Genomic DNA, 15044 nt, shown 5'->3' on the forward strand with positions numbered 1-15044 from the left:
AACAAGGTTTTTCCATGAGCGACGGCAGCGATAAGTTAATTAAGGCAATTAAGGATAAGGGCAAAACCCTTGAAGCAGAAATGTCGTTTTTTGACCACCTGGAGGCATTAAGGTGGCACCTTATTCGCGCATCTATCGCTATCGTTATCATCACCGGTTTTGTATTTGCTTATTACGACTGGATATACGACACCATTATTATGGGGCCCAGCAGGGAAAGCTTTTGGACTTACCGCACCATGTGTAACGTGGGCAATGCCATAGGCCGTAACTTTTGTTTCAGTAAATTCAGTATACAACTGATCAATACCGAAATGGCCGGTCAGTTCACACTGCAAATCAATTCATCGTTAATGATCGGTATTACCTTAGGGATACCATACCTGCTATGGGAAATATGGCGTTTTGTTAAGCCTGCCCTGCACGAAAAAGAACGCAAAGCCGCTACCGGATTTGTTTTTTATGCAACCATGCTGTTTTTCCTGGGCGTGCTGTTTGGCTATTATGTAATCACCCCCATGTCATTACACTTTTTAGCTACGTATACGGTCAGCGCAAGTATCCAAAACCTGTTTAGTATCGATTCTTATATCTCATCGGTAGCAACATTAACACTGGCTACAGGCGTAGTATTTGAATTGCCGATATTGATATACATACTGGCTTCACTTGGGGTAATGACACCGCACCTAATGCGCAGTACCCGCCGCTATGCCATAGTTATCATCCTGATAATTGCCGCCGTGGTAACACCAACTCCGGATATGTTAACCATGACCGTAGTGAGTATCCCGTTATTTGTACTATATGAGGTAAGTATTTTGGTAGCCGCTGCTGTTGAAAAGCGAAAGCTTAAAAAAGCAGCCGAAGCATAACACGGGGTGTTAAATACTACAAATCCTTAATAAACCATCTGTAAAAGCCGGGAAATTCCAGGCGCCATTGACGTTCGTTATGTTGCTGGCCTTTCAATATTACCGGTTCGGGTAAGTTTTTGCGGGTTACGTTTTTCTTTGTACGCAACAGTGAATCCATCTTTAACACATCATGGGCTTCGTTCCCTTCCTGGTCCCCGCAGGCAAAAAAGAAGCGCGACCTTTTTGAGATATTATGCTCCTTCACAAACTGGTCCACCTCCGGGTTTATCCATAACGATGGGGAGAACACCCCGGCTGTTCCAAACACTTCCGGATATTTTATGCCAGCATAAAAAGCTATCAGCCCACCCATTGAACTGCCGGCTACTGCGGTGTGTTTAGCATCTGGTTTTGTGCGGTAATGGGTATCAATATAGGGTTTAAGGTTGTGCACTAAAAACTCGATGTAAGCCGGCCCATCAGCAGGGCCATATTTTGTTTTGTACGGGCTGTACTCCGCTATCCGCTGATTTCCACCGTGATTTATTCCTACAATAATTACCTGCTCATTCATTGGCAAACTTTCCAGCACCGAATCCACCCCCCAGCTTACCGGGCTGCCATGTTTTTTATCGTAAATATTCTGCGCGTCCTGCATGTAAATTACCGGGTATCTTCTTTTGCTGCGATAATAATCCGCAGGCAATAATATCTGCACATCGCGCTTGCGCTGCAACTGGGGAATATCAAGATTAATGGTGATATAGTGACTGGTATCTGCGGGTACAGTTTGCGCTTTGCTGTATTGTAATACCACGGCGAGTATGATAGTAGTGAATAATAATGCTTTTTTCATATATGGATAAATGATGGGGATATACAATATAGCAAATAAAGTTTAGTCCAGAAACATACCCTATATGCGGCCGACGAATAAATATGCCGCACGCCATATTGATGAAGACATCTCTGTACGCTCACCCACCAAATATTAACCTTATCCTGACACACTTACCACCTTTGCATGCGTTTTTTCTTTATCTTTGCGTAAATTTTTAGCAATTTGTTTTTAGGCTGAACAAACGTCTGACAGTTGCTTTAATTTTTGATTCCAGTCTACACAAACCAAGCCCTTTAAACCGGGTTTAAAATATAATGGGTACCAACATACAAATGAGTGAAAAACCTATAGACCTGGGCGAACAAAGCGAAGTTGAAGTTTTTGGCGCACGGGTACATAACTTAAAAAATATCGACGTTTCTTTTCCGCGCAACCAGCTGGTAGTTATTACCGGCTTAAGTGGCAGCGGCAAATCGTCGCTGGCGTTTGATACCATTTATGCCGAGGGCCAGCGTCGGTATATGGAAACATTTTCGGCCTACTCGCGCCAGTTTATGGGCGGTATGGAGCGACCCGATGTAGATAAGGTTTCGGGCCTTAGCCCAGTTATTGCTATCGAGCAGAAAACCACCAGCAAAAACCCGCGGTCTACAGTGGGTACCATTACCGAGATATACGATTTTATGCGCTTGCTATATGCCCGCGCAGGCGATGCTTACAGCTACGTAACCGGCGAAAAGATGGAGCGCATGAGCGAGGACCAGATTATGCGGGCCTTGCTGGAAAAATTTGACGGTCAGCCGGTAAATATTTTGGCTCCGGTGGTAAAAGGCCGTAAGGGTCACTACCGCGAACTATTTGAACAGATACGCAAACAAGGGTATCTTAAAGTATGGCTGGATGGCGCCATTGCCGATATCACGCCAAAAATGCAGGTAGACCGCTATAAGATACACGATATTGATATTGTGGTTGACCGCCTGGTGGTAAGCGAAGCCGACAGCAAACGCCTGTACACATCGGTACAAGCCGCGCTGAAAATGGCTAAAGGGATCATCCGTATTGCCGATAAGGATAATAATGTATCCTATTATAGCAAGTACCTGATGGACCCGGTATCGGGGATATCATACGATGAGCCGCAGCCTAATACATTTTCGTTCAACTCGCCTTATGGCGCGTGCGATAAATGCGATGGCTTGGGTTATATTTTCGAGGTAGATAAGAATTCGGTTATCCCTAACCCTAAGCTTAGCATTATGAATGGCGGCCTGGCTCCCATTGGCGAATACCGCGATACCTGGATCTTCCAGGTGTTGAAGGCTTTGGGTAAGAAATACGATTTTGCGCTGAGTACACCGATTGAAAAACTGCCCGAAGAAACGCTGGATATTATCCTTAACGGCAGTCATGAAATGATTACCGTAGCGGTGGAATACAACAAGTGGAACGTACAGAACTACCAGATTACGTTCGACGGGATTATCCGCATGCTGGAAGAACAGCAGGAACGCCGCGGTGAAGAAGGTATGGACGATATGGAGAATTACCGTGTGCTGAAAACCTGCCCGACGTGTGAAGGCGCCCGGTTGAAAAAGGAATCGCTGAACTTTAAGATAGACAACAAAAACATTTTCGAGCTGGCCTGCATGGATATTAACGAATTGCAGCAATGGTTCACCAGCCTGGAAGACCGGTTAAGCGAACGCCAGAATACCATAGCCCGCGAGATTTTGAAAGAGATCCGTGCGCGCATTGTTTTCCTGTTGGATGTAGGTTTAAGCTACTTGACCTTAGACCGCACCACCCGCACCCTCTCAGGCGGTGAAGCACAGCGCATCCGTTTGGCTACACAAATAGGTTCACAATTGATGAACGTAATGTATATTTTGGATGAGCCGAGCATTGGCCTGCATCAGCGCGATAACGACCGCCTGATAAAAGCCCTGAAAAACCTGCGTGATCTGGGCAATACTGTTTTAGTGGTGGAGCACGATAAGGATATGATACTGGAGGCCGACCATGTAATAGATATGGGCCCGGCAGCCGGCGTACACGGCGGCGAAGTTGTTGCACAAGGCCCCCCCGCTGAGCTGATGCTGAAACATACCCTCACCACCAGCTACCTGAATGGTGAGCGTGAAATTACCGTCCCAAAGAAACGCCGTGAGGGGAATGGTAAAACATTATCGCTTAAAAAAGCCACCGGGCATAATTTAAAAAAAGTAAGTGTTGATTTTCCGTTAGGAAAATTAATTGGCGTTACGGGTGTATCGGGCAGTGGTAAATCCAGTTTAATTACCGAGACTTTATACCCTATCCTGAACCATCATTTTTTCCGTGCCAAGAAACAACCCCTGCCTTACGAGAAAGTGGAAGGGCTGGAACATATTGATAAAGTAATTGAGATAGACCAAACCCCAATTGGCCGCACACCGCGGTCGAACCCTGCTACTTATACCGGGGTATTTTCTGATATTCGTAACCTGTTTGTAGCGTTGCCGGAATCGAAGATCCGTGGCTACAAACCCGGCCGTTTTAGCTTCAACGTAAAAGGCGGGCGCTGCGAAACCTGTCAGGGCGCGGGTATGAAAGTTATAGAAATGAACTTTTTGCCGGATGTACAAGTCCCTTGCGAGGAATGCGGCGGGCGCAGGTACAACCGCGAAACGCTGGAAGTACGCTATCGCGGCAAATCCATCAGCGATGTGCTGGATCTGAGTATAGAAGATGCTACGGCGTTCTTTGAACATATCCCTTCTGTTTATCGCAAAGTGAAAACATTGCTGGATGTAGGCCTGGGCTACATCCGTTTAGGCCAGGCATCAACCACGCTATCAGGCGGCGAGGCACAGCGCGTGAAACTATCTACCGAGCTATCAAAAAAAGATACCGGGAACACGTTCTACATTTTAGATGAGCCGACCACTGGCCTCCACTTTGAAGATATTAACGTACTGCTGGGCGTACTGAACCAACTGGTCGATAAAGGGAACACGGTACTGGTAATTGAACATAACCTTGACGTAATTAAAGTAGCCGACCATGTAATTGACCTTGGCCCTGAAGGTGGCACAGGCGGCGGTAAAATACTGTTCAGCGGCACGCCTGAAGGTTTGTGTAAGGTGAAGGAAAGCTTTACCGGGTTGTTTTTGAAAAAGGAGATGGGATTGTAAGCCCATCTCCTTTTTTGTCATTGCGAGGAACGTAGTGACGTGGCAATCTCATTGTTTGATAGCATACTACGAGATCGCCATGCTATTGCTCGCAATGACAACTTTCTAAAACCGTTTTCTTTATACCCCTCATTGTTGATATTCACTTATTCCCACCTAATGCAATCTTCGTAACTTTATTCAGATTAGCTGAATTATGAAGAAACGCATCCGGTTGTTAGTTACCCTATTATTCCTGCAATCGGGAGTTGTTTCCGCTCAAACCGGCGATATCCTCACCGTTAAATGTAATGCCGATAGCACGCAATCCTACAGCGTTTGTTTGCCATCGAATTACAGCCAAACCCAAAAATACCCAGTACTGTTTATGTTCGATCCTGCCGCGAGGGGGAAATTTGCTGCCGGACTTTATAAAAAAGCCGCTGCTGACTATGGCTTTATCATCATCGCATCAAATAACAGTCGCAATGGACCAATTAATGTGTCCCTCAACGCGGCAAATGCCCTGTTTACCGATGCATTTAGAAAGTATAGTATTGATAACAGTCATATTTACCTCACCGGATTTTCGGGCGGGGCGCGGATAGCTACTACCATTGCTTTGCAAGCCAACGGTATTGCTGGGGTAATTGCCTGCGGCGCGGGGTTTGGTCAGCCTATCCCTGAAACTAAGCTCAACTGGACATTTGCCGGAATAGCCGGGACGCAGGATTTCAACTACGTGGAGATGCAACAAGCTATACAACAACTACAGGCAACAGCATCTGTAAGTAACCTGCAAACTTTTAATGGCCCGCACCGCTGGCCGCCTGAAGATGTTTTTTACAGTCAACTGTTGTGGTCGTACCTGCTGCACCGCAAATCTGCTTCAGATGATCTTTTGCCTAAATACAAAACGCTTACAGATGAGTTAATTGGCAAAGCCAGTTCGGTTCTTACTAAGGCCAGTCTTTACCGGCAATATCTCGCTATCACACCCGATGCGGCCTATAGTGAAAAACTAAAAGAACTGGAAGCATCAAAACTTTATCAGGATGAAGTGGGTCAGGCCAAACAATTAACCCTTAAGGAAAACGCCTACCAGCAAAAAATAGCCGAGGCTTTTCAGCAGATCATGGGCAGGAACAATACAGAAATTAAATCAAAGGGTTGGTGGAAAAGTGAATTAGCTTCACTTAACAAAATGCTGCTTTCACACAAAGCTGCGGATAGCAATTATATAGCCCGGCAAAAGGCTTTTATTACCGCCAACGCATCCGAAAGCTTTGGGAATTACTTAAACGCCAAAAGATATGATACCGCTGCCGAGCTGCTCACTGTTTCTGAAGCATTTGAACCCGATAACCCACAAGTGTTTTACCGACATGCTTTATTAGCTGCAAGTACTAAAGACGAGGACAATGCCATTTATTATTTAGAACAAGCAGTAAAACATGGTTTTGCCAATAAAGGGCAAATGCGAAACGAAGCAAGTTTTGATTTTTTGAAAGGGAACACAAAATTTCAGATGTTACTGAATTAGCTATTCACCATAATTAGGATTAAAAACAAAAAGCATAAATGCTAACTTTATGCTGATATGCTGCCACTACTTATTGCCGACGATATCCGCAAAGCGGATGCTTATACCATTAAGCACGAATCCATTTCTCCAATTGATCTGATGGAGCGCGCGGCGAAAGCATTTGTGGGCTGGTTCATCAATCACTTTCCTGATAAAAAACAAGGTATTAGTGTTTATTGCGGCACCGGCAATAACGGCGGCGATGGTTTAGCCATTGCCCGTATGCTGCAGCAGCATAAGTACACAAATGTTAATGTAGTAATTGCACGGTTCAGCAAAAAATCGTCAGATGATTTTAATGCCAACCTGGAGCGGCTAAAATCAACAGACGTACCTTATACGGAACTATTACCCGGTGATAAATTACCTGAAGAAAAGGCGCAGATCATTATTGATGGCCTGTTAGGCAGTGGCTTAAACAAACCGCTTAAAGATGATTACGCCCGTTTAGTAAGCTATTTGAACGGGTTAAACAAAACAGTAGTAGCGGTTGATGTACCTACCGGATTATTTACCGAAGGCGAAATCCCTGCTGATGCGCCGGTATTAAAAGCCAGCCTGGTAATTACCTTTCAGCAACCCAAATTAACCTTTCTACTGCCGGAATCTGGTCCGCATATGGATTGCTGGGAGGTGGTTAATATTGGCTTAGATGAAGGTTTTATCCGCTCATTAAACTCGCCCTACCAGTTTATTGAGGAAAAAGATATTCGTCATTTACTAAAGCCGCGGCTAAGGTTCAGTAATAAAGGAACGTTTGGCCATGCTTTAATTATTGCCGGTCAGCCCGAAACTATGGGCGCAGCATTGCTTTCCGCCTCTGCGTGTGCTTATGCTGGTGCTGGTTTGACCACAGCTTGCGTCCCCCAAAGCGGCCTGACCGCTTTAAATACCTATCAGCCCGAGGTTATGGCAATTGTGCGCGATGGGAAAAAGCAGCCGGATATTGCCTGGGATAAATTCAGCGCTATTGGTATTGGCCCCGGTTTGGGCAAGGATAAGCTGGCGCTGGATATTTTCACTACCGCACTTGAAAACTTTAAAAAACCAATAGTTATAGATGCCGATGCGCTGAACATGTTGGCCGCCAACCCTAAATTATGGAAAAAGGTGCCGGTTGGTAGCATCGTTACACCTCATATGAAAGAATTCGACCGTCTGTTTGGTGAGCATACCAGTTGGTGGGCGCGGATACAAACCGCTATTGTTAAAGCCGCCGAACTTCAGATTTATATTCTACTAAAAAACTCCTATACTATTATAGCCTCGCCTAATGAGAAAGTCTATTTTAATTCCACATCAAACGCGGCTATGGCCAGCGGTGGCATGGGCGATGTGCTTACCGGCATCCTTACATCGTTGCTGGCACAAAAATACAGCCCGGAGCAGGCATGTATTATTGGCGCATATATTCATGGTAAGGCGGGCGATGAACTGGCCCTGCCCAACCGTATGACAGTGGTATTGCCAGGTAAACTGATACAGCAACTGCCCGGGACAATGGCACGCTTAATAGCGGTATAATATTAGTTGGATACAGGTTTAAGGGCATAGCGTACCTGCACTAAGCCGCTGCTATAAGTTTGGGTATCGGTATGTATTAAGCCAACACGGTTTGCCATTTCGCTAAACAGCAACTTACCGCCGCCCAATAAAATAGGGTGGATGGAAAGTAAAAACTCATCTACCATCATTTCCTGCATAAAAGATGCGATAAGGTCGCTGCCACCAAACAGCCAGATGTGGCCACCCGTTTCGTTTTTTATATGGGTTACGGTTGCTTTGAACGCGTCCTTCTTAACTACAGTTACCGCATGGTGCAGTGCCGGGTCCAGGGTATCCGAGAAAACGTATTTGGTTTGCGGAAAGGCATTGATATCACCTGTCTTCAAAATCAACTCGTAGCTTTTCCGACCAAGGAAAATAGTATCTATACTACCAAAAAATTCGGTCATGCCGTAATCCTGGTCAGCAAAGCACCAATCGTATTCGCCATTTGGGCCTTCAAGATAGCCATCAAGTGTTACGGCTACATTCAATATTATTTTTTTCATTCCGGCAGTTCTTTGTGCTTTTCCTTCCACAAAGTGGAGAATGATTTTTCAGCTACTTCAGGCATTTCCCGCCTATCGCCCCACGCTTTTTTAAAGAAGGTGCGCATAAAAAAGTTTTTCATCTTGCCGCTAAAAAAATCCATGCTTTTACGGCTCAGCATGCCTTTTTTCCAGGCCGCCCAGCCCCAGGTCTCTTTTTTGGGTGCTAAGCCATCCTTGACACTATCACGACGGTTAAGCAGCAGCATTTTATGTATCTCTATTTTAACCGGGCACACTTCCGAACATTTCCCGCACAGGCTTGATGCATTGCTTAAGTGCTTAAACTCTTCCATGCCCCGCATGTGCGGCGTAATTACCGAGCCGATAGGGCCGCTATAGGGTGTATTATAGGTATGGCCGCCAACATTTTTATAAATCGGGCAGGCATTCAGGCAAGCCCCGCAACGTATGCAGTATAAACCTTCGCGCTGCTCTTTTTGGGCCAGCAGATTAGTACGTCCGTTATCCAGCAGTATTACATACATTTCTTCGGGGCCGTCGGTTTCATCGGCCTGGCGCGGGCCACTTAATATGGTGTTATAAACCGTTAAATTTTGCCCGGTGCCATGGGTAGCCAGCATTGGCCAGTAAAGGTCGAGGTCCATCATCGATGGGATCATTTTTTCGATACCCACTATGGCAATATGTATTTTAGGAAAGGTAGTACAAAGCCGGGCGTTCCCCTCATTTTCGCTTACGGCAATACTACCCGTATCGGCTATCAGGAAATTTGCACCGCTGACACCGATATCGGCTTGTAAATATTTTTCGCGCAGCAGTTCGCGGGCTTTCAGGGTTAGTTGTTCAGGGGTCGCATCTATGGGCGTGCCAAATTTTTCATTAAATAGCTTGGCAATATCCTCTTTACTTAGGTGCATTGCCGGGGTAACTATATGATAAGGTTTCTGCCCCAGCAGTTGTACAATGTATTCGCCCAAATCGCTTTCCAGGCTTTCCACGTTATGCTCTGCTAAAAACTCGTTCAGGTGGATTTCTTCTGTCACCATGGATTTGGATTTGATGACAGATTTAGCGCCGCTTTTTTGAATAATGTTCAGTATCTCGCGCTGGGCCTCTTCTATATCGTTAGCCCAAATTACCTTACCGCCGCGCCGCTGGAAATTAGCCTCAAATTCGGGCAGAAACTTATCCAGGTTTTCCATTACCCGCCATTTGATTACATGGCCTTTCTTTTTGGCATTTTCCAGGTTTGCTATACGCGATAAACCCCGCTGAACAGCAGTGTGGTATTTGCCCATATTGTTGTTGATAATAGCGCGGTGCCTTTCGTCGAAGGCTTTTTCTTCGGCATCTGCTAAGAATTCGGCTGCGGTACTTCCCATGTAGCGAAATTAGGGAATTATAGAATTAATAGATGCAGTATTTGTTAACAATGTGTGTATCCATGCAGGTACCCTATAACGTAGCGGCAGATGATTACCTGTCTTCTCTCTATGAAGAGAAATAGCAGACGAAAAGGTATATTGGCCAATTTACCAACCGTTCCGATGGAACGTTAAAATTTTTTCTTATTGCTACCCACCAGACATCCCTTACGGGATGAAAAATGAGACCGTTCCATAGGAACGGTTGGCTGGTAGCAATGTAATCCAGCATTTATTACGTTCCATCGGAACGTTTGGTGTAATCTGCCTTTTCTTAAGGGGGGATGAAACAAGAAAGGCTTAGCGCAGTGCTAAGCCTTTTAAATATACAGGAGACACAAAGTATTGCGTCTCTACAAATGTTTGATTATTATTCGCCTGTATGATGAACTTCTTCCTCCCTGAACAGTTTAGCGCTCAGGTAATCGTTGTTCATGCGCGAGATATTTGTCAGGCTGATCTCTTTAGGGCATTCCGCTTCGCAGGCGCCGGTATTGGTACAACTGCCAAAGCCTTCCTCGTCCATTTGGGCGACCATGCTTTGAGCACGGCGGTAACGCTCGGGCTGGCCTTGCGGTAATAAACCTAATTGAGTGATCTTTGCCGACACAAACAGCATAGCCGATGCATTTTTACAAGCCGCCACACAAGCGCCGCAGCCAATACACGTAGCCGAGTTAAACGCCTCGTCAGCAATTACTTTCGGGATTGGGGTTGAGTTAGCATCAGGTACACCACCGGTGTTTACCGAAATATAACCGCCGGCTTGCTGGATACGGTCGAACGCTGAACGGTCGACAGCCAAGTCCTTAATTACCGGGAAGGCTGCTGCGCGCCATGGTTCAATAGTAATGGTTTCCCCATCCTTAAAGCTGCGCATGTGCAACTGGCAGGTAGTGATAGCCCTTTTAGGCCCATGCGGACGGCCGTTAATATATAACGAACACATTCCGCAGATACCTTCGCGGCAATCATGATCGAAATGGATAGGCTCTTCTCCTTTGTGGATTAGACCTTCGTTAACCACATCAAGCATTTCCAGGAACGACATATCAGGCGAGATATTCTCGGCCGGATAGGTTACCATTTTTCCTGCGCTTTGTGCATCTTTTTGACGCCATACTTTAAGCGTCAGTTTCATATTTCCACTCATTGTTTATTGAGTTTTGAGTTTTAAGTATTGAGTTTTGAGTATGGAGTCCCGAGTTAATAAAAACTCATCACTCACAACTCATCACTAATTATGCGTAATTCCTTTGCGATAAATGTACCGCCTCGAACACTAATTCTTCTTTATTCAATTTTTCAGGTTGATTTTCGCCCATAAATTCCCAGGCGGCTACAAACGCGAAGTTTTCGTCGTCGCGTAAAGCTTCACCGTCTTCGGTTTGCGATTCAACCCTGAAGTGGCCACCGCATGATTCGCGGCGCATTAAAGCGTCGTCAACCATCAGTTCGCCCAGTTCAATAAAGTCGGCTACACGCCCGCCACGCTCTAACGATGCGTTTACTTCCTCGTTCTTACCAACGATGATCGCATTTTTCCAGAAATCAGCTTTTAGGGCCTGTATCATTTCTTTAGCTTTCTTCAAGCCTTCTTCGGTACGCGCCATACCACAATATTCCCACATAATGTGGCCCAGCTCACGGTGATACTCATTAGTTGTTTTAGTACCTTTTAATGATATCAACCTGTTTACGTGATCAATTACATCCTGTTTGGTTTGCGCGAAAGCAGGATGATTAGTATCCACTTTAGCCGGGCCAATCTTAGCCAGATAATCGCCCAAAGTGTAAGGGATCACAAAGTAACCATCGGATAAACCCTGCATCAGCGCCGAAGCACCTAAGCGGTTAGCACCGTGATCGCTAAAGTTACATTCGCCTAAAGCAAATAAGCCAGGAACCGAGGTTTGCAGGTTATAATCAACCCAAAGGCCACCCATGGTATAGTGTACCGCCGGGTAAATGCGCATTGGTTCTTTATAAGGGTTCTCGTCGGTGATCTGGATATACATATCGAACAGGTTACCGTATTTAGCTTTCACGGTATCCTCGCCCAGGCGTTTTATCGCGTCAGCAAAATCAAGATAAACCGCTAAGCCCGATGCACCTACACCACGGCCTTCATCAGCCATTTCTTTGGCATTACGTGAAGCCACGTCGCGCGGAACAAGGTTACCAAACGCCGGATACTTACGTTCCAGGAAGTAGTCCCTGTCTTCTTCAGCTACCTGGGCAGCGGTTATTTGTTTTTTCTGTAATTTCTCCGCTATCTCAACTGTTTTCGGTGCCCAAACACGGCCATCGTTACGTAGCGATTCCGACATCAGGGTCAGTTTCGATTGATGATCACCGGTTACCGGGATACAGGTTGGGTGGATCTGTGTATAGCAAGGGTTGGCAAAATAAGCGCCGCGTTTGTGTGCACGCCATGCCGCGGTTACGTTTGAGCCGATAGCATTGGTAGACAGGTAAAACACGTTACCATAACCACCTGTACATAATAACACTGCATGACCGGCATGCGTATCAATTGAACCGGTGATCATATTGCGCGTTACAATACCTTTGGCTTGTCCGTCAACTACCACTACGTCCAGCATTTCATGGCGGGTGTACATTTTTACTTTACCGGCATGTATCTGGCGGTTTAACGCTGAATACGCCCCTAACAGCAATTGCTGTCCTGTTTGGCCACGGGCATAGAACGTACGCGATACCTGCGAGCCACCGAATGAACGGTTATCCAGCAAGCCACCGTATTCGCGGGCAAAAGGTACGCCTTGCGCCACGCACTGGTCGATAATATTTACTGAAACTTCGGCCAACCGGTACACGTTACCTTCACGGGCACGGTAGTCGCCGCCCTTTATGGTATCGTAAAATAAACGGAATACGCTGTCACCATCATTCTGATAGTTTTTAGCGGCGTTAATACCACCCTGCGCAGCAATTGAGTGCGCACGGCGCGGGCTATCCTGGAAACAAAATGCTTTTACATTATAGCCCAGTTCGGCCAGTGAAGCTGCTGCCGAAGCGCCTGCCAGACCGGTTCCTACTACAATAATTTCATATTTACGCTTGTTGGCAGGGTTAACCAGTTTCAGGTTAAACTTATGCTTGCTCCATTTGTCAGCTAATGGGCCCTGAGGCACTTTACCATCTAAACTCATTTCTTTCTATTTTATGTAGATAAGCTAAGGCTTATTTATGCATGAAAAAATAAACTACCGGCATAGCGGCAAAACCCAATGGGATAATAACCGCGAACAGCCATATACCAATTTGTTCAACTATTGGGGTATACTTGCGATGCACCCAGCCTAAGCTGCGGAACGCACTCTGGAAACCATGTAACAGGTGGAACGACAACGCGCCCATAGCAATTACATAAATAACCACATACCACCACTGGCTAAAACTGGCCGATACTTTGGTGTGCAGGTCTTTTACACGTACAATCTCCACATCATTCTCGGTAGTGAAAGAGTGCTCAAAATCTTTTACCTGCGGTATAAAGTCGGTCACCGTGCGCTGATTAGTTAGTACGTTGGTACGGTATTCTTTAAAGCCCACGGTATCAGTGAACTTGTATTTATACCAAAAATCGCCCATGTGTATTACAATGAATAACAACAGGATAGATCCCAGCAGGCCCATGTTTTTTGATGACCATGAGGCTGGCGACTCGTTAACTGTCGCATATTTTACCGGCCGTGCCTTTTGGTTTTTTACTGTCAGTATCAGCGCATACAACGCATGGATTACAATACAGGCATACAAAATGTAGGCTACTACCTCAATTGGCGGGAAATGCGTAAGGAAATTAGCATACACATTAAACGCGTATCCCTCATCGTTTTGAAACAGCTGCAGGTTACCGGCCAGGTGCACAATTAAAAAGGTACACAGAAACAAGCCTGTTAAAGCCATGATCAGCTTTTTACCAATCGACGAGTTGAAGGTTTGTTTAAATTCGCTCATTGAATAATCATATTTTATTGGCGCAAAATTATTTATAATATGCCGAAAGATAGAAAGCGTTTGCACCTATTGTCAGATTATTGTCTATTTAGAAACGTTCTAATTTGGGACAAAAAAATTTGATGGATTTAAAGAGATAGGGGTTATTAAATGCGTTTATACTCGAGACAAAAGTAAACGCGCTGAATTTAAACGAATCCTCAATATACTTACGCTGAGTTGTTCTATTTAAATGGCTATGATCTTATCTTTCAACACGCCATAAATCTGGTCGTTCCCGCTATAGCGCATGGCAACTTTGCCGGTAAACTTCCCGAAAGAGGGCAGGATCACCTGTTTATCGCCAAAGGCAAAACACGGCAGGGTAATATGCTGGCGCGCCCGGCCCGACAGACTTACGCCCGGATGGATATGCCCGCAAAAAACATAGCCTTCGGCGGTTTCCAGTTTTTCTTCGGTTAAGGGATGGTGCAGCATCAGGAAGGGACCAACAAGCAATTGCTTATGCAGCTCTACATCCAGTTCAAGGTAATGCCTGTCGTGGATAATATCGTGGTTGCCTTTTATAAGGATGATCTTCAGTTTGACAAAATGCCTGCGCCACATAGCGAACCATTCCCAATCGTTATTCATATCGCTGTGAAACAGGTCGCCTAAAAAGATGATCTTTTCCGGGCGGTGTTCGTGGATCAGGTCGGACAGAACGGCCAGGTCGTCCTGCTCCATATCGCGCGGAACAGCGATGCCGGCTTTACGGAAATGACCAACCTTACCCAGGTGTACGTCGGCCGCTATCAAGGCTTTTTCCTCTTTCCAGTAAATGGCTTTTTGTGGTAAAAGTAAAAGGTGTTGGTTCAGCAGCTCAATCTCCATCCCGCCAGTTGTCATTGTCATAAAAGCAAAGATAAGATTTTACACTAAAAAAATTAGCACAAGTATGATGGAGAAAAGCGACATCGCTTTAAATCAGCATCGGTAAATTTGAGGCTAAAGCCATCTTATAATTCGGGCTTATCCCGTTGGCTGAAGCCAACGGCAATAAAAAAAGGTAAACATTTCATTGCCGTCCCATTTATGGTTGGTTAAGACAAAGTAAAAAGGACTTTAGCCTCAAAAACGAACTGAAAGTTTAAAAGCG

11 protein-coding genes are annotated in these 15044 nt (G+C 45.5%); 4 read left to right on the forward strand and 7 right to left on the reverse strand.

Going from position 1 to position 15044, the window contains the following annotated elements; genetic code table 11:
- The first annotated feature begins 14 nt into the window (after nucleotides 1–14).
- The gene (gene tatC / locus IRJ18_RS18290) at nucleotides 15–875 is read left to right on the forward strand and encodes a twin-arginine translocase subunit TatC (RefSeq protein WP_194107736.1); all 861 of its coding nucleotides are present in this window, start codon (nucleotides 15–17) and stop codon (nucleotides 873–875) included.
- Between the two features lie 16 nt (nucleotides 876–891).
- On the opposite strand, the gene IRJ18_RS18295 is transcribed toward tatC, so the two are convergent.
- Complete coding sequence (locus IRJ18_RS18295; RefSeq protein WP_194107737.1) at nucleotides 892–1713, reverse strand: alpha/beta hydrolase; 822 nt, start codon at nucleotides 1711–1713, stop codon at nucleotides 892–894.
- Between the two features lie 317 nt (nucleotides 1714–2030).
- On the opposite strand from IRJ18_RS18295, the gene uvrA reads away from it, so the two are divergent.
- The 3 genes from uvrA (at nucleotide 2031) to IRJ18_RS18310 (ending at nucleotide 7962) form a co-directional block, all read left to right on the forward strand.
- A complete protein-coding gene (gene uvrA / locus IRJ18_RS18300) occupies nucleotides 2031–4874 on the forward strand; it encodes an excinuclease ABC subunit UvrA (RefSeq protein WP_194108279.1) in 2844 nt (947 codons plus the stop codon).
- 196 nt (nucleotides 4875–5070) lie between these two features.
- Nucleotides 5071–6396 carry a TPR end-of-group domain-containing protein gene (locus tag IRJ18_RS18305; protein ID WP_194107738.1) on the forward strand — a complete coding sequence of 442 codons (1326 nt, stop codon included), beginning with the start codon at nucleotides 5071–5073 and terminating at the stop codon, nucleotides 6394–6396.
- Nucleotides 6397–6453: 57 nt separating this feature from the next.
- Nucleotides 6454–7962: an NAD(P)H-hydrate dehydratase gene (locus tag IRJ18_RS18310; protein WP_194107739.1), complete on the forward strand. Its 1509-nt coding sequence runs from the start codon at nucleotides 6454–6456 to the stop codon at nucleotides 7960–7962.
- A 2-nt stretch (nucleotides 7963–7964) separates the two neighbouring features.
- On the opposite strand, the gene IRJ18_RS18315 is transcribed toward IRJ18_RS18310, so the two are convergent.
- The 6 genes from IRJ18_RS18315 to pdeM form a co-directional block, all read right to left on the reverse strand.
- Entirely contained in the window at nucleotides 7965–8492 is a 528-nt protein-coding gene (locus tag IRJ18_RS18315; protein WP_194107740.1) for a dihydrofolate reductase family protein, read from the reverse strand.
- Nucleotides 8489–9877, reverse strand: a complete 1389-nt coding sequence (locus IRJ18_RS18320) for a LutB/LldF family L-lactate oxidation iron-sulfur protein (protein ID WP_194107741.1) — start codon at nucleotides 9875–9877, stop codon at nucleotides 8489–8491. Before IRJ18_RS18320 ends, IRJ18_RS18315 begins: the two co-directional genes overlap by 4 nt.
- A 412-nt stretch (nucleotides 9878–10289) precedes the next feature.
- Nucleotides 10290–11072, reverse strand: a complete 783-nt coding sequence (locus tag IRJ18_RS18325) for a succinate dehydrogenase/fumarate reductase iron-sulfur subunit (protein ID WP_194107742.1) — start codon at nucleotides 11070–11072, stop codon at nucleotides 10290–10292.
- A gap of 88 nt (nucleotides 11073–11160) precedes the next feature.
- Nucleotides 11161–13095, reverse strand: a complete 1935-nt coding sequence (locus tag IRJ18_RS18330) for a fumarate reductase/succinate dehydrogenase flavoprotein subunit (protein WP_194107743.1) — start codon at nucleotides 13093–13095, stop codon at nucleotides 11161–11163.
- Nucleotides 13096–13126: 31 nt separating this feature from the next.
- The gene (locus IRJ18_RS18335; protein WP_194107744.1) at nucleotides 13127–13906 is read right to left on the reverse strand and encodes a succinate dehydrogenase cytochrome b subunit; all 780 of its coding nucleotides are present in this window, start codon (nucleotides 13904–13906) and stop codon (nucleotides 13127–13129) included.
- A gap of 228 nt (nucleotides 13907–14134) precedes the next feature.
- On the reverse strand, nucleotides 14135–14800 hold the full coding sequence (gene pdeM / locus IRJ18_RS18340) for a ligase-associated DNA damage response endonuclease PdeM (RefSeq protein WP_228072938.1): 666 nt from the start codon (nucleotides 14798–14800) through the stop codon (nucleotides 14135–14137).
- Between the last annotated feature and the right edge of the window lie 244 nt (nucleotides 14801–15044).

It is taken from the genome of Mucilaginibacter boryungensis, from assembly GCF_015221995.1.
GTDB classification, from domain to species: domain Bacteria; phylum Bacteroidota; class Bacteroidia; order Sphingobacteriales; family Sphingobacteriaceae; genus Mucilaginibacter; species Mucilaginibacter boryungensis.

Excerpts from the sequence above, each read along its gene's own strand:
- tatC (WP_194107736.1), top strand. The coding sequence starts at position 15 with ATGAGCGACGGCAGCGATAAGTTAATTAAGGCAATTAAGGATAAGGGC.
- IRJ18_RS18295 (WP_194107737.1), bottom strand. The coding sequence starts at position 1,713 with ATGAAAAAAGCATTATTATTCACTACTATCATACTCGCCGTGGTATTA.
- uvrA (WP_194108279.1), top strand. The coding sequence starts at position 2,031 with ATGAGTGAAAAACCTATAGACCTGGGCGAACAAAGCGAAGTTGAAGTT.
- IRJ18_RS18305 (WP_194107738.1), top strand. The coding sequence starts at position 5,071 with ATGAAGAAACGCATCCGGTTGTTAGTTACCCTATTATTCCTGCAATCG.
- IRJ18_RS18310 (WP_194107739.1), top strand. The coding sequence starts at position 6,454 with ATGCTGCCACTACTTATTGCCGACGATATCCGCAAAGCGGATGCTTAT.
- IRJ18_RS18315 (WP_194107740.1), bottom strand. The coding sequence starts at position 8,492 with ATGAAAAAAATAATATTGAATGTAGCCGTAACACTTGATGGCTATCTT.
- IRJ18_RS18320 (WP_194107741.1), bottom strand. The coding sequence starts at position 9,877 with ATGGGAAGTACCGCAGCCGAATTCTTAGCAGATGCCGAAGAAAAAGCC.
- IRJ18_RS18325 (WP_194107742.1), bottom strand. The coding sequence starts at position 11,072 with ATGAGTGGAAATATGAAACTGACGCTTAAAGTATGGCGTCAAAAAGAT.
- IRJ18_RS18330 (WP_194107743.1), bottom strand. The coding sequence starts at position 13,095 with ATGAGTTTAGATGGTAAAGTGCCTCAGGGCCCATTAGCTGACAAATGG.
- IRJ18_RS18335 (WP_194107744.1), bottom strand. The coding sequence starts at position 13,906 with ATGAGCGAATTTAAACAAACCTTCAACTCGTCGATTGGTAAAAAGCTG.
- pdeM (WP_228072938.1), bottom strand. The coding sequence starts at position 14,800 with ATGACAATGACAACTGGCGGGATGGAGATTGAGCTGCTGAACCAACAC.